Annotated in this window: 15 protein-coding genes; 4 read left to right on the top strand and 11 right to left on the bottom strand. The window is 72.9% G+C overall.

Annotated features, from left to right (window positions below; genetic code table 11):
* Positions 1-115 precede the first annotated feature (115 nt).
* From ACIPPS_RS29625 to rsmI, 11 genes are all read right to left on the bottom strand, one after another.
* Complete coding sequence (locus ACIPPS_RS29625) at positions 116-1,933, bottom strand: PQQ-binding-like beta-propeller repeat protein (protein WP_401438254.1); 1,818 nt, start codon at positions 1,931-1,933, stop codon at positions 116-118.
* 135 nt (positions 1,934-2,068) lie between these two features.
* Positions 2,069-3,904: a PQQ-binding-like beta-propeller repeat protein gene (locus ACIPPS_RS29620; protein ID WP_401438251.1), complete on the bottom strand. Its 1,836-nt coding sequence runs from the start codon at positions 3,902-3,904 to the stop codon at positions 2,069-2,071.
* 145 nt (positions 3,905-4,049) lie between these two features.
* A complete protein-coding gene (locus ACIPPS_RS29615) occupies positions 4,050-5,861 on the bottom strand; it encodes an ABC-F family ATP-binding cassette domain-containing protein (protein ID WP_401438248.1) in 1,812 nt (603 codons plus the stop codon).
* Positions 5,862-5,966: 105 nt separating this feature from the next.
* The gene (locus tag ACIPPS_RS29610; RefSeq protein ID WP_401438246.1) at positions 5,967-7,757 is read right to left on the bottom strand and encodes a protein kinase; all 1,791 of its coding nucleotides are present in this window, start codon (positions 7,755-7,757) and stop codon (positions 5,967-5,969) included.
* Positions 7,758-7,881: 124 nt separating this feature from the next.
* On the bottom strand, positions 7,882-9,195 hold the full coding sequence (locus ACIPPS_RS29605; RefSeq protein ID WP_401438243.1) for an acyltransferase: 1,314 nt from the start codon (positions 9,193-9,195) through the stop codon (positions 7,882-7,884).
* A 76-nt stretch (positions 9,196-9,271) separates the two neighbouring features.
* Positions 9,272-10,204 (bottom strand): 4-(cytidine 5'-diphospho)-2-C-methyl-D-erythritol kinase, encoded by a 933-nt coding sequence (locus ACIPPS_RS29600; protein WP_401438599.1) that lies wholly within the window; start codon positions 10,202-10,204, stop codon positions 9,272-9,274.
* Positions 10,205-10,356: 152 nt separating this feature from the next.
* Positions 10,357-11,229 (bottom strand): 16S rRNA (adenine(1518)-N(6)/adenine(1519)-N(6))-dimethyltransferase RsmA, encoded by an 873-nt coding sequence (gene rsmA / locus ACIPPS_RS29595; RefSeq protein WP_401438240.1) that lies wholly within the window; start codon positions 11,227-11,229, stop codon positions 10,357-10,359.
* Between the two features lie 16 nt (positions 11,230-11,245).
* Complete coding sequence (locus ACIPPS_RS29590; protein WP_401438237.1) at positions 11,246-12,511, bottom strand: ubiquitin-like domain-containing protein; 1,266 nt, start codon at positions 12,509-12,511, stop codon at positions 11,246-11,248.
* A gap of 72 nt (positions 12,512-12,583) precedes the next feature.
* Positions 12,584-13,453: a TatD family hydrolase gene (locus tag ACIPPS_RS29585; RefSeq protein WP_401438234.1), complete on the bottom strand. Its 870-nt coding sequence runs from the start codon at positions 13,451-13,453 to the stop codon at positions 12,584-12,586.
* A gap of 88 nt (positions 13,454-13,541) precedes the next feature.
* The gene (locus tag ACIPPS_RS29580) at positions 13,542-14,030 is read right to left on the bottom strand and encodes a hypothetical protein (protein WP_401438232.1); all 489 of its coding nucleotides are present in this window, start codon (positions 14,028-14,030) and stop codon (positions 13,542-13,544) included.
* A gap of 170 nt (positions 14,031-14,200) precedes the next feature.
* The gene (gene rsmI, locus ACIPPS_RS29575) at positions 14,201-15,091 is read right to left on the bottom strand and encodes a 16S rRNA (cytidine(1402)-2'-O)-methyltransferase (protein WP_401438229.1); all 891 of its coding nucleotides are present in this window, start codon (positions 15,089-15,091) and stop codon (positions 14,201-14,203) included.
* Between the two features lie 52 nt (positions 15,092-15,143).
* Here rsmI and ACIPPS_RS29570 point away from each other — a divergent pair, with 52 nt between their 5' ends.
* The 4 genes from ACIPPS_RS29570 to ACIPPS_RS29555 all read left to right on the top strand — a co-directional run bounded on the left by ACIPPS_RS29570 (position 15,144) and on the right by ACIPPS_RS29555 (position 20,125).
* Positions 15,144-16,886, top strand: coding sequence for a dolichyl-phosphate-mannose--protein mannosyltransferase (locus ACIPPS_RS29570; RefSeq protein ID WP_401438226.1), 1,743 nt, complete (start codon positions 15,144-15,146; stop codon positions 16,884-16,886).
* A 96-nt stretch (positions 16,887-16,982) separates the two neighbouring features.
* Positions 16,983-18,614, top strand: a complete 1,632-nt coding sequence (locus tag ACIPPS_RS29565) for a penicillin-binding transpeptidase domain-containing protein (protein WP_401438223.1) — start codon at positions 16,983-16,985, stop codon at positions 18,612-18,614.
* 174 nt (positions 18,615-18,788) lie between these two features.
* On the top strand, positions 18,789-19,277 hold the full coding sequence (locus ACIPPS_RS29560; RefSeq protein WP_401438221.1) for a YbaK/EbsC family protein: 489 nt from the start codon (positions 18,789-18,791) through the stop codon (positions 19,275-19,277).
* Positions 19,274-20,125, top strand: coding sequence for an EamA family transporter (locus tag ACIPPS_RS29555; protein WP_401438218.1), 852 nt, complete (start codon positions 19,274-19,276; stop codon positions 20,123-20,125). Before ACIPPS_RS29560 ends, ACIPPS_RS29555 begins: the two co-directional genes overlap by 4 nt.
* The last annotated feature ends 2 nt before the right edge of the window (positions 20,126-20,127 follow it).

The raw sequence follows: 20,127 nt of genomic DNA, 5'->3' as shown, positions 1-20,127 counted from the left end.
AAACTACACGTTCGTCCCCCCGGACTCCGAATACTTCGCCCGTCGCGACCCCACGCAAACAGCCCGGCGCGCCGAGTGAATCGACGCGCCGGGCTGTGCGATGACGAGCCGGGTGTCAGCTGGTGCCGAATCCGAGCGCCAGGAACTCCGTCGTGGTCGACTGGCTCGACTTGCTGATCATCACGTCCGAGAAGAACAGCCGGCCGTTGCCGTAGAGGATCTCGACGTAGTCGTCCGAGAAGCTGCCCTCGGCGTCGCGCACCGTCTTGTCCGACGGGTTCTCCATGAGCACGGTCGGCTTCATCGTGCCGCCGTCGATGGAGACGATCTGGCCGCCCTTGTCGTAGGGCGGGCTCTTGTACGCGAGGAGGTTGCCGCCGTCCATGCGCAGCGGGACCAGCGTCCACTTGTCGCCCGCGTCGGCCTTCTCGACGACCTGCTTGCCGGTGGTCAGGTCGAAGGCGAGGATCTCGTTGGTCTCGTCGCCGTACTCCCCGGTGCTGCCCTCGCGCTCCTCGGTCGGCAGGTAGAGCCGGCCGTTGCCGACGACGACCCGCTGGCAGGCCTCGACCTCGGTGGAACGGCACCTGGCCGCGAACCGGTCCGCGTTCGCGGCGATCTTGACCTTCAGCTTGCCGGTCTTCTCGTCGATCGAGAAGAAGTCCGAGATGCCGCTGCCGTCGCCGGCGGTCTTGCCGACGTCGGCGGCGACCACGAGCGGCTTGGTGGAGACGATCGCCGCGTACTCGACACCGGTGGGCATCTTGTACTGGGAGATCACGGAGCCGTCCGCCGGGTTCAGGTTCTGGATGACGACGTACTGGCTGTCGTACGGGCCGCACTTGCGCGCCGCGACGAGGCCCTCGCCGCCGCCGTAGCCCATGTCGTAGCAGCTCTCGGCGTTGGCCTTGGGCTTCCAGCGCGGGTTGCCGTTGGCCAGGTCGAACGCCGCGCCGCCGTCGGTGCCGCCGGCCGCGACGGTCTTCCCGCTGAGGGTGATCTCGCTGAACTTGGCCTTGTCGTCGCCCGCGTTGCCGCCGGTGACGGAGGTCGACCACACCAGCTTGCCGGCGGTCAGGTCGACGACGCCGACCTCGGTGCACGACTGGTAGAACTTCGGCGCGACCCGCTTGGTCGCCTCGAAGAGGATGGCCGTCTTGCCGTCGGCGGTGGTGTGCTTCGAGGCGCCGCAGACCTGGCCGGGCAGGGCCAGGGTCCAGAGCGCGGTGCCCTTGTCGAGGTCGTAGCCGACGATCGAGTTGACGCCCGTCTTCACGTACGCCTTCTCGGTGATCCAGGAACCGGTGACGTCCGTGGTGTCGTCGACCTTGGGCTGCGGCAGCTGGAACTTCAGCGAGGACCTGGTGTTGCCGGGCACCTTCTCCTTGCCGTTGCCGCCGAGGCCGTTGCCCCCGCCCTTGTTCTGGTCGCCACCGGTCGCCCCGGTGCCGCCGCCGGCGGTGTTGTTCTCCTCGCCGCCGCCGGAGTTGGCGTACCAGACGCCGCCACCGACGATGAGGACGACGGCGACCACGGCGGCGATGATGATCTGCATCTGCGCGGACAGCTTCTTGCCGCCGCCGGGAGCGACGGCCGTGGGCGCGCCCTGCTGCGGGTAGCCGTACGGCTGCTGCGGCTGCGTCGGGTACCCGTACGGCTGCTGCGGCTGCTGCTGCGGATAGCCGTACTGCGGCTGGCCGGGCTGCTGCGGCTGCTGCGGCTGCTGGGGGTAGCCGTACGGAGGCTGCGTCGGCGGCTGCTGCGGCTGCGTCGGCGGCTGCTGCGGGTAGCCGTACGGAGGCTGGTTCGGCGGCGGCGTGGGCGCGCCGAAGCCGCCGGGCGGCGGGTCCTGCGGGGCGCCGAAGCCGCCGGGCGGCTGGTTCGGCGGCGGGCCCGGGGGTTGGTTGGGCGGAGGCGGTGGCGGCTGCGTCATGGTGTGGGTACCTCGGAGGTCATGCGGGCGTCGGCCCTGGAGACGGCGAGAAGCGCCACCACGACCGCCGTGGGCACGGCGGTCGTAGGGCGCTCGCCCGGCTGTTGCGGTGGGTTCATCGGTGGCGGGCGGGCGTCACTTGCTGAAGGACATCATCGTCTTGGCTTCCTTCTCCTCCGCGTCGTTGCTCGCGCTCACGCGGCCCGCCGCGACGACGAAGTGGCCGCCGGAGTAGACGTAGGCCGGGCTGTAGTAGTCGTCCTCGATCTCGGCGGTCGACACCGGGTGCTGCTGGACGATCTTCGGCGAACCGCCGGTCGGGGCCAGGGTCGCGACGGCGCCGCCGGCGTCGTACATCGCCTTCATGTAGACGACGACCTGCGAACCCTCCATGCGCAGCGGGGTGATCGAGCGCTCGGCGGGGGCGGCGGCGCGCCACTTCTGCTTGCCGGTGTTCAGGTCGAACGCGACGACGGCGTTGGCCTGGCGGTACTCGGAGTCCGTCGCCATGTAGAAGGTGTTGGCGTCGGCGGTCACGCCGTTGCAGCCCTGGAGGTTGCGGCCGAAGACGACGAACGCGCCGCCGCCGCAGTCCGGGGCGTACTTGTCCGTGCCGCCCTGGATCTGCGAGCGGAGCTTGCCGTCGGCGGTGACGGCGAAGACGGTCCACTTCTTCTCGTCACGCTGCTGGGCGGAGACGACCAGCGGGTCCACCGAGTAGACCTTGTCCACCTCCCAGCTGGGCTGCAGCTTGAAGGTCCACTTCGGCTTGCCCGTCTTCGGGTCGACCTCGCTGACCTGCTCCTGCGGCTTGTTGACGTCGGACGTGCGGCAGGCCGCGGCGGCGATCAGCTTCGTGCCGCCGGCGAAGGCGTACGGCTGGCAGGAGCCGGCCGCCGGCTTGCCGAAGAGCTGCTTGCCGTCGGCCAGCTCGAAGCCCCAGGAGTGGTTCATGCCGGCCGCCGTCACCGTGGTGCCGCTGATGGCGAGGGTGATGTCGGAGAACGAGCTGAAGCCGGTGCCCTTGTCGAGCGTCTTCTTCCACCCCGCCTTGCCGGTCTTCAGGTTGATCTGCTGGAGGACCTTGCAGTCGGCGCGGTCGCCCGCCTTGTCGTTGATCGCGATGACGGTGGAGCCGTCGGCGGCCGGCTCGGGGGCGGCGGCGCAGATCTCGAAGGGCAGGTCGACGGTCCACCTGGAGGCGCCGTCGCCGAGCCCGAAGCCGCTGACGCTCTTGTACATCGCCTTGGCGACGACATCGCCGGAGACCCACGGGCCGAACACGTCGGCGCCGTTGCGGGGCAGGTCGACGTTGTTCTTGAGCAGCCAGTCGACCTTCGCCTCGCCGGGCTTGCGGCCCGCGTTGAGGTCGTCCTCGGCGTTGCGGCCGTCGCCGTCCCCGTTGCCGTCACCCTGGTCGACGGACTCGGAGGGGCTCGGAGTGGCGCTGGTGGCCGTCGGCTTGGCGATCGGCTCGTCCTTGTCGTCGCCGCTGAGGGCGAACCAGGTGCCGCCGCCGATGACGAGCGCGGCGGCCACGGCCGCGGCGACGATGACGCCCGGCTTGCCCTTGAACGGGTTCTTGCCGCCGGGCGCGGGCGCCGGGGGCTGGGTGGGGTAGCCACCGCCGTACGGGTTCGACTGCTGCCCGTAGGGGCCGGGCTGCTGGCCGTACGGGCCGGGCTGCTGCTGCGGGTACCCGTAACCGGGCTGCGGCGGCTGGCCGTACGGGCCCGGCTGCTGCTGCGGGTAGCCGTAACCGGGCTGCGGCGGCTGGTTGTACGGACCGGGCGCGGCCGGCGGCGGCGTCTGCGGGGCCCCCTGCGGGGGCTGCGGGGCCTGCGGCGGCATCGGAGGCACCGGCGGCGTGCCCTGGGGCGGGTTGTGAGCCGGGTTCTGCGGCGCGTTCTGCGCCGGGTCCTGGTTCGGTGCGCCGAAGCCCGGCGGCTGGTTGCTGGGCGGCTGGGTCATCAGCGCGTTCCCCCTTGGTGTGAGCGGGTTTTCTTTCTACCACTCACGGGATGGCGCAAAAGCGACCGGTCCACCCCTTGTGCCCAAGGGAGGACCGGCCCGTGATGCCCTCGTTACCCGTTTCGCACGGCTTCTCTACGCGTCCTCACGCGTCCTCCGCCAATTCCAGCCACCGCATCTCCAACTCCTCGCGCTCCCCGGAGAGTTCCCGGAGCTCGGCGTCGAGCTTCGCGACCTGCTCGAAATCGGTCGCGTTCTCCGCGATCCGCGCGTGCAGCTTGGCCTCCTTCTCGGAGACCTTGTCCAGCTGCCGCTCGACCTTCTGCAGCTCCTTCTTGGCGGCCCGCGCGTCGGCCGCCGAGAGGCCGGGCTTCGCCTGCGCGGCCGAGGACGACGGGGCGGTGACCGGGACCGACGCCTCGATCATCTTCCGGCGCCGCTCCAGGTACTCGTCGATGCCGCGCGGCAGCATCCGCAGCGTCTGGTCGCCGAGCAGGGCGAAGGTGCGGTCGGTGGTGCGCTCGATGAAGAACCGGTCGTGGGAGATGACGACCATGGAGCCCGGCCAGCCGTCGAGGAGGTCCTCCAGCTGCGTCAGGGTCTCGATGTCCAGGTCGTTGGTGGGCTCGTCGAGGAAGAGGACGTTCGGCTCGTCCATCAGCAGGCGCAGCAACTGGAGGCGGCGGCGCTCGCCGCCGGAGAGGTCGCCGACCGGCGTCCACTGCTTCTCCTTCGAGAAGCCGAACTGCTCGCACAGCTGACCGGCGGTCATCTCCCGGCCCTTGCCGAGGTCGACCCGGTCGCGGATCTGCTGGACGGCCTCCAGGACGCGCAGCGTGGCGGGGAGTTCGGTGACGTCCTGGGAGAGGTAGGCGAGCCGTACGGTCTTGCCGACGACGATCTTCCCGTCGGCGGGCTGCTCCTCGCCCTGGCTGACGGCGGCGTCGGCGAGCGCCCGCAGCAGGGAGGTCTTGCCGGCGCCGTTGACGCCGACCAGGCCGATGCGGTCACCGGGGCCGAGCTGCCAGGTGAGGTGCTTGAGCAGCGTCTTGGGGCCCGCGGTGACGGTGACGTTCTCCAGGTCGAAGACCGTCCTGCCGAGCCGGGCGTTGGCGAACTTCATCAGCTCGGAGGTGTCGCGCGGCGGCGGCACGTCGGCGATGAGCTCGTTGGCGGCCTCGATGCGGTAGCGGGGCTTGGAGGTACGGGCGGGGGCGCCGCGCCGCAGCCAGGCCAGCTCCTTGCGCATCAGGTTCTGTCGCTTGGTCTCCTCGGTCGCCGCGATGCGCTCACGCTCGGCGCGGGCGAAGACGTAGTCGGAGTAGCCGCCCTCGTACTCGTGGACGTCACCGCGCTGCACGTCCCACATGCGGGTGCAGACCTGGTCGAGGAACCAGCGGTCGTGGGTGACGCAGACGAGCGCGGAGCGGCGCTCCTGGAGGTGCTTGGCGAGCCAGGCGATGCCCTCGACGTCGAGGTGGTTGGTGGGCTCGTCGAGGACGAGCAGGTCCTGGTCCTCGATGAGGAGCTTGGCGAGCGCGATCCGGCGGCGCTCGCCACCGGAGAGCGGGCCGATGACGGTGTCGAGGCCCTGGTCGAAGCCGGGCAGGTCGAGCCCGCCGAAGAGCCCGGTGAGCACGTCACGGATCTTGGCGCTGCCGGCCCACTCGTGGTCAGCCATGACGCCGATGACCTCGTGCCGGATGGTGGCCTTCGGGTCGAGCGAGTCGTGCTGCGTGAGCACCCCGAGCCGGAGCCCGCCGCTGTGCGTGACACGGCCGGTGTCGGCCTCCTCCAGCTTGGCGAGCATCCGGATGAGGGTCGTCTTGCCGTCGCCGTTGCGGCCCACGACGCCGATCCGGTCGCCCTCGGAGACGCCGAGCGAGACGCCGTCGAGCAGGGCGCGTGTGCCGTACACCTTGCTGGCAGCCTCGACATTGACCAGGTTGACGGCCACTTTGACTCCTGTACCGGGGGATGGATCGAGGTCCAAGGGTACGGGGGCCGGGCCGGTGTCACGGCGTGCGGTGATCCCCCGCCCCGGGCCCGCCCCGGACACGACCTAGCAACGGGCGAGACTGCCGCTCTCGCGGTCGGCCTTCTCGCTGTGGAGCCAGCCCTCGGTCTCGGTGCCCTGGATGCGGGCGTAGATCCACTTGTTGCCGTGGGCGTTGGTGACGTAGCAGTGGTAGTAGACCTTCACATCGGCCTTGACCACGCTCACGTACGCGCAGTCCGCGTACGGGCCGGTGTAGAGGTGGGAGGTCTGGGCCAGGTAGCCGTAGCCGTCGCTGCGGTTGGAGTGGGCCCAGCCGGTGCAGGCCGTCGAGACCGGGGTGGGTTCCTTCACGGTGGGGCTGGGCGTGGTCGTCGGCGGCGGGGCCGAGGGCGTGGTGGCCGGCTTGTCGTCGTGGGTGGGCGCCTTGGTGGGGGTCGGCTCGCCGGGCTCGTCCTGCTGCGTGGGGGTGCCGGTCGGCGTCCCGTCGGGAGCCATGGACGTCAGGTCCCCGGGGGCGGTCGGGCGGTCGGTGATCCCGTCCCGGCCGGACACCTCGCCGTCGGCCGGTGCGCTCGCCGTGGGAGCCCCCGCCTGCGGGCTGCCGCCTGTGCCGGGGCCCTTGTCCATCAGGGCGTAGGCGATGCCTCCGCCGGTCAGGACCGTGGCGACGGCGACCGCGACGACGGTACGGCCACGGCGGCGGCGCGCCGGGGCGGTTTCCGTGCGGGCCCCGCCCTGGCCGGCGGGACCGGTGGAGCCTGCGTGACCTGTGGGGCCTGCGTGACCGGCAGGGCCTGCGTGACCGGCGGGTATGCCGGGAGCCAGGCCCGGCTGCGGGGCGAGCGGGGCGGATGGCGCGAACGGGGCGGACGGGGCGAACGGCTCGTGCGGCGGCCCGAAGGCCGGGGGCGTGGCCGGGAGAGGTGCCGGAGGCGTGGCCGGGACGGCAGCCGGGGGCTGTGTCGGCGTGGGGGCGGGAGCTGGGGGCATCGGAGCCGGGGCCGTGCCCGCCGCGACCGCCTCCAGCATCGCGCGGGCCTGGTCGGCGTCCGGCCGGTGCAGCGGGTCCTTGGCCATCAGCGCCCGCAGCACCGGGGCGAGCGGACCCGAGCGGCGGGGCTCGGGGAGAGGCTCGGTGACGATCGCGGACAGGGTGGACCAGGCCGACGTACGGCGGAACGGCGCCGTGCCCTCCACCGCCGCGTACAGCGTCATGCCGAGCGACCAGATGTCGGAGGCGGGCCCGGGCTCCTGGCCCTGCGCCCGCTCGGGCGGCAGGTAGTCGAGGGAGCCGACGATCTGGCCGCTCTGGGTCAGCTTGGCCACGGCGTCGCCGTCGCCGGCCTCCATGGTGGCGATGCCGAAGTCCGTGAGCACGACCCGGCCCGAGCGTTCGAGGAGCACGTTGCCCGGCTTGACGTCCCGGTGGAGGACCCCCGCCCGGTGCGCCGCCCCGAGCGCGTCCGTCAGCTTGGCCCCGATCGCGGCCACTTCGCGCGGATCCAGCGGTCCGCGCGCCGTCACCACGTCGTCGAGCGAGGGCCCGTCGACCAGCTCCATGACGATGACGGGCAGCCCCTGCTCCTCGACCACGTCGTGCACCGTGACGACACCGCCGTGCCGGATCCGGGCGGCGGCCTGCGCCTCCCGCCGCATCCGGACCCGCAGGTCGGCCAGTTCGGCAGGGGTGGCGTCGGTGTAGGCCCGCAGGACCTTGACGGCGACCTCGCGGTTCAGCACCTGGTCCACCGCCCGGGCGACCACGCCCATGCCACCGCGCCCGATCGTCGCGGTCACGCGGTACCGCCCGCCCAGAACCTCGCCGACCAACTCCGTGCCGTTCGCCCCCGTCACCCGTACCGCTCCGATCCGTCGTACCGCGCCGACTCGTCCCCTCGAAGGGACCAGCGTAGGGGGAGGCGTCGCGACGGCGCCGAACGGGCCCGGGCGGCGGCCCGGCCTGCCGTACGACGCGGAGTCAGGTCGTCCGCGCCCGGCCCGCCCGCTCCACCAGCAGCCAGCCCGCGAGGGCCGTCGCCACCGCGACCGGGGCGGTGATCCGGACCGCGATCAGGGTGGCCGCGTGGCCCTCCAGGAGTCCGCCGAAGCCGACCATCGACAGGCCGAGGATGCCGAAGAGCGCCAGGGTGATGCCGAGTGCGGCGACCGGACCGCCCGCGTCGGGGGCGGTCCCACGCCCCTCGGCGCGCGCGGGCGGGCGCTCGAAGCGGCGGAAGGCGGCGACGAGCAGGGCCGTGAGGAGCGCCGCGGCGGCGATACGGAAGGGGACCTGCGCCCACCAGCCGCCGGTCGCGGGCGCGGGCAGCGTCACGTCGAGGGCGAGGAGGGTGCCGTACACGCCGAGCATGGCGGTCAGGTGCCACAGGAAGGCGGTCATGGCGATCCCGTTGGCGACGACCACCTTGTGCCAGACCCCGGCGCGGGCGACCAGCCGGGTGCCCGGGCCCCTGAGCAGCTCGACCGCGCCGACCAGCCAGAGGCCATGGGCGAGGAGCGCCAGGGTCGGCGGGGCCATGTTGGAGACCTTCTCGCCGGGCATCCCGACCATGGAGAGCGGGTACGGCCCGAGGGCGACGAGCCCGGCGGCGGCGAGCAGCCCGGCGCCGGCCAGGACGGCGGGGAGGCGGATCATGCCGTCGGCCCGCAGGAAGCCGAGCTGATGGACCGCCAGCCAGACGAAGGCGAAGTTCAGGAACTCCACGAACGGCACGTCGAAGGCGAACCGCAGCACGTCCACGGCGACCGCACCGCTCGCGAGCGCGGCGAAGGCGCCCCATCCCCAGCGCTCGTGCAGCTTCAGCAGGGGCGGGGTGAAGGCCACCATCGCGAGGTAGATCCCGATGAACCAGAGCGGCTGGGTGACGAGCCGCAGCGCGACGCCGGTCAGCCCGCCGTCCGCGCCGAGGAGCTGTATCAGCAGGGCGGCGGCGCCCCACACGCCCACGAACACCATCGTCGGCCGCAGCAGCCGCTGGAGCCGGGCGCGCAGGAACGCGGCGTAGGCGGGGCGGGAGCGGTGGGCGAGGGCGTGCGAGAACCCGCCGACGAAGAAGAAGACCGGCATGACCTGGAGCGCCCAGGTGACGACCTGGAGCTCGGGCACGACGGCGAGCAGATTGCCGACCTGCCCGTCGGCACCGACGGCCGCCATCAGCCAGTGCCCGAGGACGACGACCCCGAGCGAGCCGACCCGCAGCAGGTCGACGTACCGGTCCCGCGTGGCGGGCGTGGCGGCGGCGAGTTCCCGGGCACTGATTCCGCTGATTCCCATGCGGGTACGGTCCCGTGCGCGCAGGGTCTTCCGGGAGCGCTCGGATACTCAGATGCGTGCGTGAGTACGGCCGTACCTACACGCGTCGCGCCCCCGGGGCCGGGGACGTCGCCACGCGGGCGGTGCGGCAGGTGCCGGAGGCGGTCAGGGCGTCGGCGACCGCGCGGGCCGCGTCCTCGTCCTTCACCAGGAACGCCGTCGTCGGGCCGGAGCCCGAGACCAGGGCGGCCAGCGCGCCGGCCGCCGTGCCCGCCTCCAGGGTGGCCGTCAGGGACGGGCGCAGGGAGAGGGCCGCCGGCTGGAGGTCGTTGGCCAGGGCGCCGGCCAGGGCGGTCGCGTCGCCGGTGCGCAGGGCGTCCAGGAGGGCGGGGGACGCGGCCGGTGCGGGGACGGTGACGCCCGCGTTGAGGCGGTCGAACTCGCCGTACACCGCCGGTGTCGACAGGCCGCCGTCGGCGACGGCGAAGACCCAGTGGAAGCCGCCGCCCACCGGAAGCTCGGTCAGCCGCTCACCGCGGCCGACGCCCAGCGCCGCCCCGCCGACGAGGCTGAACGGCACGTCGCTGCCGAGTTCGGCGCAGATGTCGAGGAGTTCGGCGCGCGAGGAGTTCAGGCCCCAGAGCGCGTCGCAGGCGAGGAGCGCGCCCGCGCCGTCCGCGCTGCCGCCCGCCATCCCGCCGGCCACCGGGATGTCCTTGGCGATGTGCAGGTGGACGTCCGGGGAGATCCCGTGCCGGGCGGCGAGCAGCTCGGCGGCGCGCGCGGCCAGGTTGGTGCGGTCCAGGGGGACCTTGTCGGCGTCCGGGCCCGCGCAGGTGACGGTCAGTTCGGCGGCGGGGGTCGCGGTCACCTCGTCGTGGAGGGAGACGGCGAGGAAGACGTTGGCCAGGTCGTGGAACCCGTCGGGCCGCGCCCCGCCGACGGCGAGCTGCACGTTGACCTTGGCGGGCACCCGAACGGTAACGGACCGGGCGCTGTTCCGGCCCGAACCACCCGCGCGCGGGCCCATGCCGTCCGCGCTCGGGGCGGTGCCGTCCGCGCTCGGGGCGGTGCCCGGGCCCGTACCCGTACCCGTACCGCCGACGCTCGAGGCGGCGTCCGTCCCCGAACCCGCGCCATCCACGCTCTGCGCGGCGTCCGCGCCCGAACCACCCGCGCCGCTCACGCCTTCGCCTCCGCGATCCGTGCGAACTCCTCCACCGTCAGCGCCTCGCCGCGCGCCTGCGGTGAGACGCCCGCCTTCACGAGGGCCTCCTCCGCCGCCACGGGCGAGCCCGCCCAGCCGGCGAGGGCGGCGCGCAGGGTCTTGCGGCGCTGCGCGAAGGCCGCGTCGACGACCGCGAAGACCTCCGCCTTGGAGGCGGTCGTCGCGACCGGCTCCGCGCGGCGGACCAGCGAGACCAGGCCCGAGTCGACGTTCGGCGCCGGCCAGAAGACGTTGCGGCCGATCGAGCCCGCCCGCTTCACCTCGGCGTACCAGTTGGCCTTCACCGACGGCACGCCGTACACCTTGTTGCCGGGCTTGGCCGCGAGTCGGTCCGCGACCTCCGCCTGGACCATGACGAGCGTCCGCTCGATCGTCGGGAAGCGGTCGAGCATGTGCAGCAGCACCGGCACGGCCACGTTGTACGGAAGGTTCGCGACCAGCGCCGTGGGCGGCGGGCCCGGCAGCTCCTGGACCTCCATCGCGTCGCAGTGGACCAGCGCGAAGTGGTCCCGCTTGCGCGGCAGGCGGGCGGCGATCGTGGCCGGCAGCGCGCCCGCGAGGATGTCGTCGATCTCGACGGCCGTCACCCGGTCCGCCGCTTCGAGCAGCGCCAGGGTCAGCGAGCCGAGTCCGGGGCCCACCTCCACGACCACGTCGTCGGGGCGCACCTCGGCCGTGCGGACGATCCGCCGGACCGTGTTGGCGTCGATGACGAAGTTCTGCCCCTTCTGCTTCGTGGGGCGTACGCCAAGGGCTGCGGCCAGTTCACGGATGTCGGCGGGGCCGAGGAGGGCGTCGGGGCCTTCGGGGCCGGTGGTGGTGCTCACCGGTACAGCCTACGGCTCACCGGTACAGCCTTCGGCCGCAGTGCGGCCAGGGGCTCGCGCCCCGCTGCACGTACAGCTTCTTCGCCCGGTACGTCTGCTCCGACGCGGTCGCGTTCTGGGCGACCCCGCTGCCGCCGAGCGAGCGCCAGGTGCCGGGGTCGAACTGGTAGAGCCCGCCGTACGTCCCCGAGGGGTCCACCGCGCCCGGCCGGCCGCCGGACTCGCAGGCGGCGAGCGCGCCCCAGTCGAGCCCGTCCGCGCCGGCGACGGAGGTGGGCAGCGGCCGGGTGCCGACCTTCACCTTCTGGGTGACGGGCTCGCGGACGATCTCCTCGCCGGTCTTTCGCGGCTTCTGCCGGACGCCGTTGACGGTCCGCAGGCTGTACGTGACACGGCGCACGCCCTGGGCGCCCTGCCGTTCGACGACCTCCGTGCCCGCGAAGAGCTCCGGGTCGCGGGTCCGCTCCACGGCGAACGGGATGGGCTCCTCGCGGATCTCCTGCGAGCCGGTGATCCGCAGGACGGTGATGGTCTGGCCGTCGCGCGGGAAGGAGCCGGCCGGGACGGAGGTGGTGTCCTGGCCGGAGAGGGTGATCCCGGCCTCCTCCACGGCCTCGCGGACGGTGGCGGCGTTGGTGCGCAGGGTCCGCTCGCGGCCGTCGGCGAGGAGGGTGACCGTCCGCTCGGTGCGGACGTCGAGGGCGAGGCCCCGGCGGGAGATGGGCGCGGCGCGGGAAACGGAGAGGAACGCGCCCTCGGCCCGTACCCCGAGCTGGCGCAGGGCGGCGTCGACGGTCCTGGCCGTCGTCCACACCTGGCGGCGTTGGCCGTCGAGCGTGAGGGTGACGGGCCGGCCGTAGCGGACGACGATCTCGTCGCCGCTGGCCAGGTCGGCGCCGGGGGCCGGGGCGACGATGTCGTGGGAGCCGACGGCGAGGCCCTCGTCGGCGAGCAGTTCGTCGACGTCGTCGGCGAAGGTGTGCAGGGTCCGGGGGACGCCGTCGACGGAGAGCCTGATCGCCTTGTCGTTCGCGACGAAGGCGCTGGTGCCGCCGGCCAGGAAGGCGACGACCAGGGCCTGCGGGACGATGCGCCGCAGGCCCTCGCCGGGGCCGGACCTGCCCTTGCCCTTGCGGCGCCGCGCCGCGCGGCGGGCCTCGGCGCGGGGGCTCCGGGCCTGCGGCGGTACGACCAGCGCCTCCTGCGTCGGCTGGTCGTGGACGGGCACGGGCGCGGGCGCGGAACGCCGCGGGGAGCGGTGGCTGCCCTGGGAAGTGCTCACGAGGCCGGGACCTTAGCCCCGGCCGCGATCACTCTCCAAAACGACCCGACTACAACACGTAACCGTTATGCATCAGTAATCGAAGGCGCGGGCCGTGTTCACGGCGAGCGCCTCGCAGAGCTCCTCCTCGGTGATCCCGCGCACGGCGGCCATCGCGCGGACGGTCACCGGGATGAGGTACGGCGCGTTCGGCCGCCCCCGGTAGGGCGCCGGGGTCAGGAACGGGGCGTCCGTCTCGACCAGGACGAGGTCGAGCGGGGCGACGGCGAGGGCGTCGCGCAGCGGCTGGGCGTTCTTGAAGGTCATGTTGCCGGCGAAGGACATGTAGTAGCCCTTGGCCGCGCAGATCCGGGCCATGTCGGCGTCGCCGGAGTAGCAGTGGAAGACGGTCCGCTCCGGCGCGCCCTCCTCGTCCAGGACCCGCAGGACGTCGGCGTGGGCCTCGCGGTCGTGGATGACGAGGGCCTTGCCGTGGCGCTTGGCGATCTCGATGTGGGCGCGGAAGGAGCGCTCCTGGGCGGCCATGCCCTCGGGGCCCGTACGGAAGAAGTCGAGGCCGGTCTCGCCGACGGCGCGGACGTACGGGAGGGCGGCGAGGCGGTCGATCTCCCCGAGCGCGTCGTCCAGGGCCGCGTCCCCGCCGGCCTCGCGGGCGCCCTGCCGGGACCAGCCGTCCGGGTCGCCCAGGACGATCCGGGGCGCCTCGTTGGGGTGCAGGGCGACGGCCGCGTGCACGTTCTCGTGGGCGGCGGCGGTCTCGGCGGCCCACTGGGAGCCCTTGATGTCACAGCCGACCTGGACGACGGTGGTGACGCCGACGGCGGCGGCCTTGGTGAGGGCCTCCTCGACGGTGCCGGACTGCATGTCCAGGTGCGTGTGGGAGTCCGCGACCGGGAGCGGGAGCGGTTCGGGCAGCGGCGGCGGGGCGTCCTTCGAACTCATGGCCCCGATCGTACGAGGGCCATGAGTGGCGGGCGAAGGCGCTGGGTGCCCGAGCGCGCCCGAGCGCCGTGCACGCGGCCCGGGCGGCCTACGGGCGCGGGGTCGAGCGGAACAGGTCCGACAGCCGCCGGCGGCGGCGCTCCCGCTCGACGTGGACGGGACCGGGAACGTCGCCGGTGGGGGACGCGGGGGCGGCCGCGGCCGTACCGCCGGACTCGCGTTCCAGGTCCTGCCCGATCGGCCCCGCGAGGCCGATCGGCCCGGCGGGGGTGGCGGCTCTGTGGGGTGTGCCGGTGACGTTGCGGTGGTGGGCCTGTTCCCAGGAGTCCAGGACCGAGGACACCTGACCCGCGCGCATGATCCGCACGACGTGCCCGCCGCAGTTCATGCAGGTCGGACTGGACAGCGGTGAGGGAACCCGCTCACCCCCGGCCTTGTAGACGATGAATTCGTTGCCGGCCGCGTCGATGTGGTGCTCGATGTCGTAGGCCTGCTCCCAGCCGTACCCGCAGCGCATGCAGGCGAAGGCGTACGCCTCGTGGGCGACGGGTATGCCGGTGCCGGTGATCTCACTCATGCCAGCTCCTCTCCACCGACCAGTGGACGCCTTTCGGGGCGCGAGCGCATCAGCGCCGGTCGAACAATGGGAGGGTCTTTGGCCTTCCCTTGCTCTCAGGCCTTCACGAGGCCCGCCGCGCGGGTTTGGCTTTGCTTTTCACGATAGCTCTTTACCGATCGCAGAGCTTCTTACGGCTTTCCGGCCCCTTGCGCGCCCGGGGATTTCCCCGCCGCGTTCTTGGCCGCGACGACGGCGTCGAACACCTCGCGCTTGGGCAGGCCCGCGTCGGCGGCGACCGCAGCGATGGCCTCCTTGCGCCGCTCCCCCGCCTCCTCGCGCACCAGCACCCTGCGCACCAGCTCCTCGGCGTCGAGCTCGGCGGGCCCGGCCTCCGGGGCGCCCTCGACGACGACGGTGATCTCGCCCCGTACGCCGTCCTTCGCCCACTGGGCCAGCTCGCCGAGGCCGCCGCGCTTGACCTCCTCGTACGTCTTGGTCAGCTCGCGGCAGACGGCGGCGCGGCGCTCGGCGCCGAAGACCTCGGCCATCGCGGCGAGGGTGTCGTCGAGCCGGTGCGGGGCCTCGAAGTAGACGAGGGTGCGGCGCTCGTCGGCGACCTCGCGGAGCCGGCCGAGCCGCTCGCCGGCCTTGCGGGGCAGGAAGCCCTCGAAGCAGAAGCGGTCCACGGGCAGCCCGGACAGGGCGAGCGCGGTCAGCACGGCGGAGGGGCCGGGGACGGCGGTGACCTTGATGTCCTGCTCGACGGCGGCGGCGACCAGGCGGTAGCCGGGGTCGGAGACGGACGGCATGCCCGCGTCGGTGACCAGGAGCACGCGGGCGCCGCCGACGAGCGCCTCGACGAGTTCGGGCGTACGGGCGGACTCGTTGCCCTCGAAGTAGGAGAGGACCCGGCCCGTGGTGTGCACACCGAGGGCCCTGGTCAGGCCGCGCAGCCGCCGGGTGTCCTCCGCCGCGACGATGTCGGCGGTCTCCAGCTCGGCCGCGAGCCGCGGCGGCGCGTCCCCGATGTCCCCGATGGGCGTCCCTGCAAGTACCAGCGTTCCTGTCACAAGGGCCATCCTCGCAGCCCGGACAGGCGACTCGCACAGAAGCGTTCCCTACGATGGCGCGGTGACCAGTACCGCACCGGAGACCCTGCAGGGTCAGCGCGCCATCGAAGACCCCCCGTCGTGGCAGCAGCGTCTGCGGCGCTTCGGCTACACGCCACCGGCGAGGAGCGTCGCAGGACCGGGACTGCGGGAGCGTCTCGTACCGCCGTACACGCGCCCCTCGGCGCGGATGTGGTCGCTGCTCGGGGTCTCCTCGGGCGCCGGGCAGCTGGTGTGGCGGCTGGCCGGCTGGGGCGGTCCGCTGTTGGTCGCGCTGGTCGCGGGCGTGCTGCGGTTCTGGAACCTGGGCAAGCCGCACGCGGTGATATTCGACGAGACGTACTACGCGAAGGACTCCTGGGCGCTGATCAACCAGGGGTACGAGGGGGCGTGGCCGAAGGACATCGACAAGTCGATCCTGAGCGACCCGGACTCGGTGCTGGTCCCGACGGATCCGGGCTATGTCGTCCATCCCCCGATGGGCAAGTGGGTCATCGGTCTGGGCGAGAAGATCATCGGCTTCGAGCCGCTGGGCTGGCGCTTCATGGTGGCGCTGCTCGGCACGCTGTCGGTGCTGATGCTCTGCCGGATCGGCCGGCGGCTCTTCCGCTCGACGTTCCTGGGGTGTCTGGCGGGTCTGCTGCTCGCGGTGGACGGCCTGCACTTCGTGATGAGCCGGACGGCACTGCTCGACCAGGTGCTGATGTTCTTCGTGCTCGCGTCGTTCGCCTGCCTGGTCGTCGACCGGGACTGGGCGAGGCGGCGGCTCGCGGCGGCGCTTCCGGTGGACGACGAGGGGGTCCTGCGTCCGGACCCGGACGTGGCGGAGACGCTGCGGCTGGGCTGGCGGCCGTGGCGGATCGCGGCGGGGGTGTCGCTGGGGCTCGCGGCGGGGACGAAGTGGAACGGCCTGTACGTGATGGTGGCCTTCGGTCTCCTGACGGTGCTGTGGGACGTGGGCGCCCGGCGCACGGCCGGCGCGGTCCGCCCGTACCTGGCGGTGATCAAGCGCGACCTGGTGCCGGCCTTCGTGTCGGTGGTGCCGGTCGCGATCGTCACGTACCTGGTCACGTGGACGGGCTGGATCGTCACGGACAAGGGGTACTTCCGGAACTGGGCGGCGGAGCAGGACAAGGTCGACGGCGGCGGCTTCTGGTCGTTCCTGCCGGACTGGCTGCGCAGCCTGTGGCACTACGAGACCGAGGTCTACACCTTCCACGTGGGCCTGAACTCGCCGCACACGTACGAGTCGAACCCGTGGAGCTGGATCGTCCTGGGCCGCCCGGTCTCGTACTTCTACGAGTCCCCCGCGCCGGGCACGGCGGGCTGCCCGTCGACCGCCACGGAGAAGTGCGCCCAGGAGGTCCTGGCCCTCGGCACCCCGCTGCTGTGGTGGGCGGCCTGCTTCGCGATCCTGTACGTCCTGTGGCGCTGGTTCTTCCGCCGCGACTGGCGCGCGGGCGCGATCGCGTGCGGCATCGCGGCGGGCTGGCTGCCGTGGTTCCTCTACCAGGAACGCACCATCTTCCTTTTCTACGCGGTGGTGTTCGTGCCGTTCCTGTGTCTCGCGGTGACGATGATGATCGGCGCGATGATCGGCCCGGCGGGCTCCTCGGAAAGGCGCCGTACTCTCGGCGCGGTGGGGGCGGGAGTTCTGGTTCTCCTGATCGTCTGGAATTTCATCTACTTCTGGCCGATCTACACGGGCACGTCGATTCCGATGGATCAGTGGCGGAATCGGATGTGGCTGGACACGTGGGTTTAGCGGGACGCACGGGCGACGGCCGGGTCGTGACAACGACGGGGGCGAGTGCTTGACTGTGTGAGCTTTTGGGGCTTCTGGGGAGGGGAAACCACAGAGATGCGCAGTGGGGCGAGAGTTGCGGTCATCGGGGGCGTCTTCGTCGTCGTGGCGGGCGGGGTGGCCTACGGGGGCTACAACCTCTGGCAGGGCATCGGCGGCAGTTCCGGGGTGGGGATCTCCGCCGGGGCCGAGGAGAAGCGGACCGGACCCGTCACCCGGGACGAGGTCACCGACGCGGCCCAGGAGTTCCTGGCCGCCTGGGCGGCGGGCGAGTCCGACAAGGCCGGGCAGCTGACCAACAACCCCGTCGACGCGGGGCCGGTGGTCGCCGACTTCGGCGTGAGCGCGAAGGTCACCAAGGCCGAGATCACCCCGGGCACGCCGGTCGGTCCGACGGTGCCGTTCACGGTGAAGGCGACCGTCACGCACGAGGGGCGGTCCACGCCCTGGACGTACGCGTCCGAACTGACCGTCGTACGCGGGCTGTCCACCGGCCGGCCGCTCGTCGACTGGAAGCCGGCCGTCATCCACCCGAAGCTCACCCAGGGCGCGACCCTGCGCACCGGCGCCGCCAAGTCCGGCGAGATCATGGCCGTGGACCGCGAGGGCGTCGAGCTGACCCCGCGGAAGTACCCCTCGCTCGGGCCGATCCTGGCCCAGCTGCGCGAGAAGTACGCGGCGAGGACGGGCGGTCTGCCCGGGGTCGAGACCTGGATCGAGTCCGGCACGGAAGGCGTTCCGAACATCACGCTCGCCACCCATGTGAAGGGCAGGCCGGGCCGCCTGGAGACGACGATCGACGCGCAGGCGCAGGCCGCGGCCGAGCGGAGCGTGAAGGAGTTCGGCGAAGGCTCGGTCGTCGCCGTCAAGCCGTCCACCGGTGAGATCCGGGCCGTCGCGAACAACCCCGCCGGCGGCTTCAACGCGGCCTTCGAGGGCAAGCAGGCCCCCGGCTCGACGCTGAAGATCGTCACGGCGGCGCTGCTCCTGGAGAAGGGGCTCGTGTCGGCGGACGAGGTCGCCCCGTGCCCGGCGGGCGCCCGTTACTACACCCGTACCTTCCACAACCTCGACCACTTCGCCCTCGGCGACGTCCCGTTCAAACAGAGCTTCGCCGAGTCCTGCAACACCGCCTTCATCAAGTGGATCGACGAGGTGGGCGACGACTCCGCGCTCGGCAAGGAGGCCCAGGACGTCTTCGGCATCGGCCTCGACTGGAAGACCGGCGTCACCTCCTTCGACGGGTCCGTCCCCGCGGAGACGCAGGGCGAGGCGGCGGCGCAGTACATCGGCCAGGGCACCGTGCAGATGAACGCGCTGAACATCGCCTCGATCACCGCCACCGCGAAGACCGGAACCTTCCAGCAGCCGTACCTGGTGCCGAGCGAGCTGGACGGGCGGACGTTCGCCAAGGCCGCGCGCTCGCTGTCGCCCTCGGTGTCGAGCCAGCTGCGCGCGATGATGCGGGCGGCGGCGACCGGCGAGGGGACCGGGGCGGAGGCGATGGCCTCGGTCGGCGGCGTGAAGGGCGCGAAGACGGGCTCGGCGGAGGTCGACGGCCAGGCCACGTCCAACAGCTGGTTCACCGGCTACTCCGACGACCTCGCGGCCGCGGCGGTCGTCCAGTCCGGCGGACACGGCGGCGACGCGGCGGGCAAGGTCGTCGCGAGCGTGCTGCGGGCGGGGTGAGCGGGGCGGAACGGGTGAGGGTGAGCGGGGCGGAACGGGTGAGGGGGCGGAACGGGTGAGGGTGAGCGGGGCGGAACGGGTGAGGGTGAGCGGGCGGAACGGGTGAGGGCGAGCGGGTTCGGCCGGCTCCGAACGCATTCGCGTGGCCCGTACACGGAACGCTAGCGTGCGGGCATGAGCTCTCCCGCATCCCACGCCCACCCCCAGTTCGCCGCCGCGCTCGCGGCACTCGGGCTCGACGTCGAGATCCGCCGGTTCCCCGACGAGACCCGCACCGCCGTCCAGGCCGCCGAGGCCATCGGCTGCGCGGTGTCCGAGATCGTCAAGTCGCTGATCTTCGCGGCGGACGGGGCGCCCGTGCTGGTGCTGATGGACGGCGCGTCGCGCGTCGACGTGGAGCGGGTACGGGTGGAGCTCGGCGCCGAGGTGGTGACGCGGGCCGACGCGCAGGTCGTCCGGGAGACGACCGGGTACGCGATCGGGGGCGTCCCGCCGTTCGGGCACCGCACCCCGACCCGGGTCCTGGCCGACCGCGGGCTGCTCGACCACGCCGTGGTCTGGGCGGCGGCGGGCACCCCGCACACCGTGTTCGCGCTGGACCCGAAGTCGCTGATCGCCCACGCGGGCGGCACGCTGGTCGACGTCCGCGAGCGGACCGCGTGACCCCCCTGGTCGTGGCGGCGGTCCTGCTGGCCGCCGTGACGCACGCCGCCTGGAACGCGATGGCCCACACCATCCGCGACCAGCTGCTCTCCTTCACGCTCATATCCGGCGGCGGCGCGCTGCTCGGTGGCGTCCTCGCCGTCTTCGTACCGCTGCCGGCGGCCGGGGCGTGGCCGTACCTCGTCGCCTCCGCCGCGCTGCACGTGGCGTACATGGTGCTGCTGATGCGGTCGTTCACGCTGGGCGACTTCGGTCAGATGTATCCGATCGCAAGGGGTACGGCCCCGCTGGCGGTGACCCTCCTCGCGGCGCTCTTCGTCGACGAGATCCCCAGCGGACGGCAGCTCCTGGGCGTCGCGGTGGCCTGCGCGGGGCTGACCGGCCTGGCGCTGTGGGGCATCCGGGGCTCGGGTCGGCGCCCGAACTGGGCGGCCCTGCTCGCGGCCGGGGCGACGGGCCTGGCCATCGCGGGCTACACGGTCGTCGACGGTGTCGGCGTGCGCGCCTCCGGGACCCCTCTCGGCTACATCGCGTGGCTGATGGTCCTGGAGGGCCTGGCCCTGCCGGCGTACGCCCTGTGGGCCCGGCGCGGCGCGCTGCTCGCCCAGCTCCGCCCGCACGCCGTGCGGGGGCTGTGCGGGGCGGCGCTGTCGGTCGCCGCGTACGGGCTCGTCCTCTGGGCCCAGACGAAGGCGCCGCTCGCGCCGATCGCGGCGCTGCGGGAGTCGTCGATCATCGTGGGGGCGGCGATCGGCGCGGTCTTCTTCAAGGAGCGGTTCGGGGCGCCGAGGTTGGCGGCGGCGGGGCTGATGGTGGTCGGCATCGGGCTGATGCTGACCACCGCGTAGCG

The organism is Streptomyces sp. NPDC090127, from assembly GCF_044746945.1.
GTDB lineage: Bacteria > Actinomycetota > Actinomycetes > Streptomycetales > Streptomycetaceae > Streptomyces.
Note: the sequence above shows the minus strand (reverse complement) of the source record. Positions and strands in the feature narration are given on the sequence as shown.

Bases quoted from the DNA above. Each gene is read 5' to 3' on its own strand.
- ACIPPS_RS29565 (WP_401438223.1), top strand. From the start codon at position 16,983: ATGCGCAGTGGGGCGAGAGTTGCGGTCATCGGGGGCGTCTTCGTCGTC.
- ACIPPS_RS29625 (WP_401438254.1), bottom strand. From the start codon at position 1,933: ATGACGCAGCCGCCACCGCCTCCGCCCAACCAACCCCCGGGCCCGCCG.
- ACIPPS_RS29600 (WP_401438599.1), bottom strand. From the start codon at position 10,204: ATGGGCCCGCGCGCGGGTGGTTCGGGCCGGAACAGCGCCCGGTCCGTT.
- ACIPPS_RS29560 (WP_401438221.1), top strand. From the start codon at position 18,789: ATGAGCTCTCCCGCATCCCACGCCCACCCCCAGTTCGCCGCCGCGCTC.
- ACIPPS_RS29605 (WP_401438243.1), bottom strand. From the start codon at position 9,195: ATGGGAATCAGCGGAATCAGTGCCCGGGAACTCGCCGCCGCCACGCCC.
- ACIPPS_RS29585 (WP_401438234.1), bottom strand. From the start codon at position 13,453: ATGAGTTCGAAGGACGCCCCGCCGCCGCTGCCCGAACCGCTCCCGCTC.
- ACIPPS_RS29580 (WP_401438232.1), bottom strand. From the start codon at position 14,030: ATGAGTGAGATCACCGGCACCGGCATACCCGTCGCCCACGAGGCGTAC.
- rsmI (WP_401438229.1), bottom strand. From the start codon at position 15,091: ATGGCCCTTGTGACAGGAACGCTGGTACTTGCAGGGACGCCCATCGGG.
- ACIPPS_RS29620 (WP_401438251.1), bottom strand. From the start codon at position 3,904: ATGACCCAGCCGCCCAGCAACCAGCCGCCGGGCTTCGGCGCACCGAAC.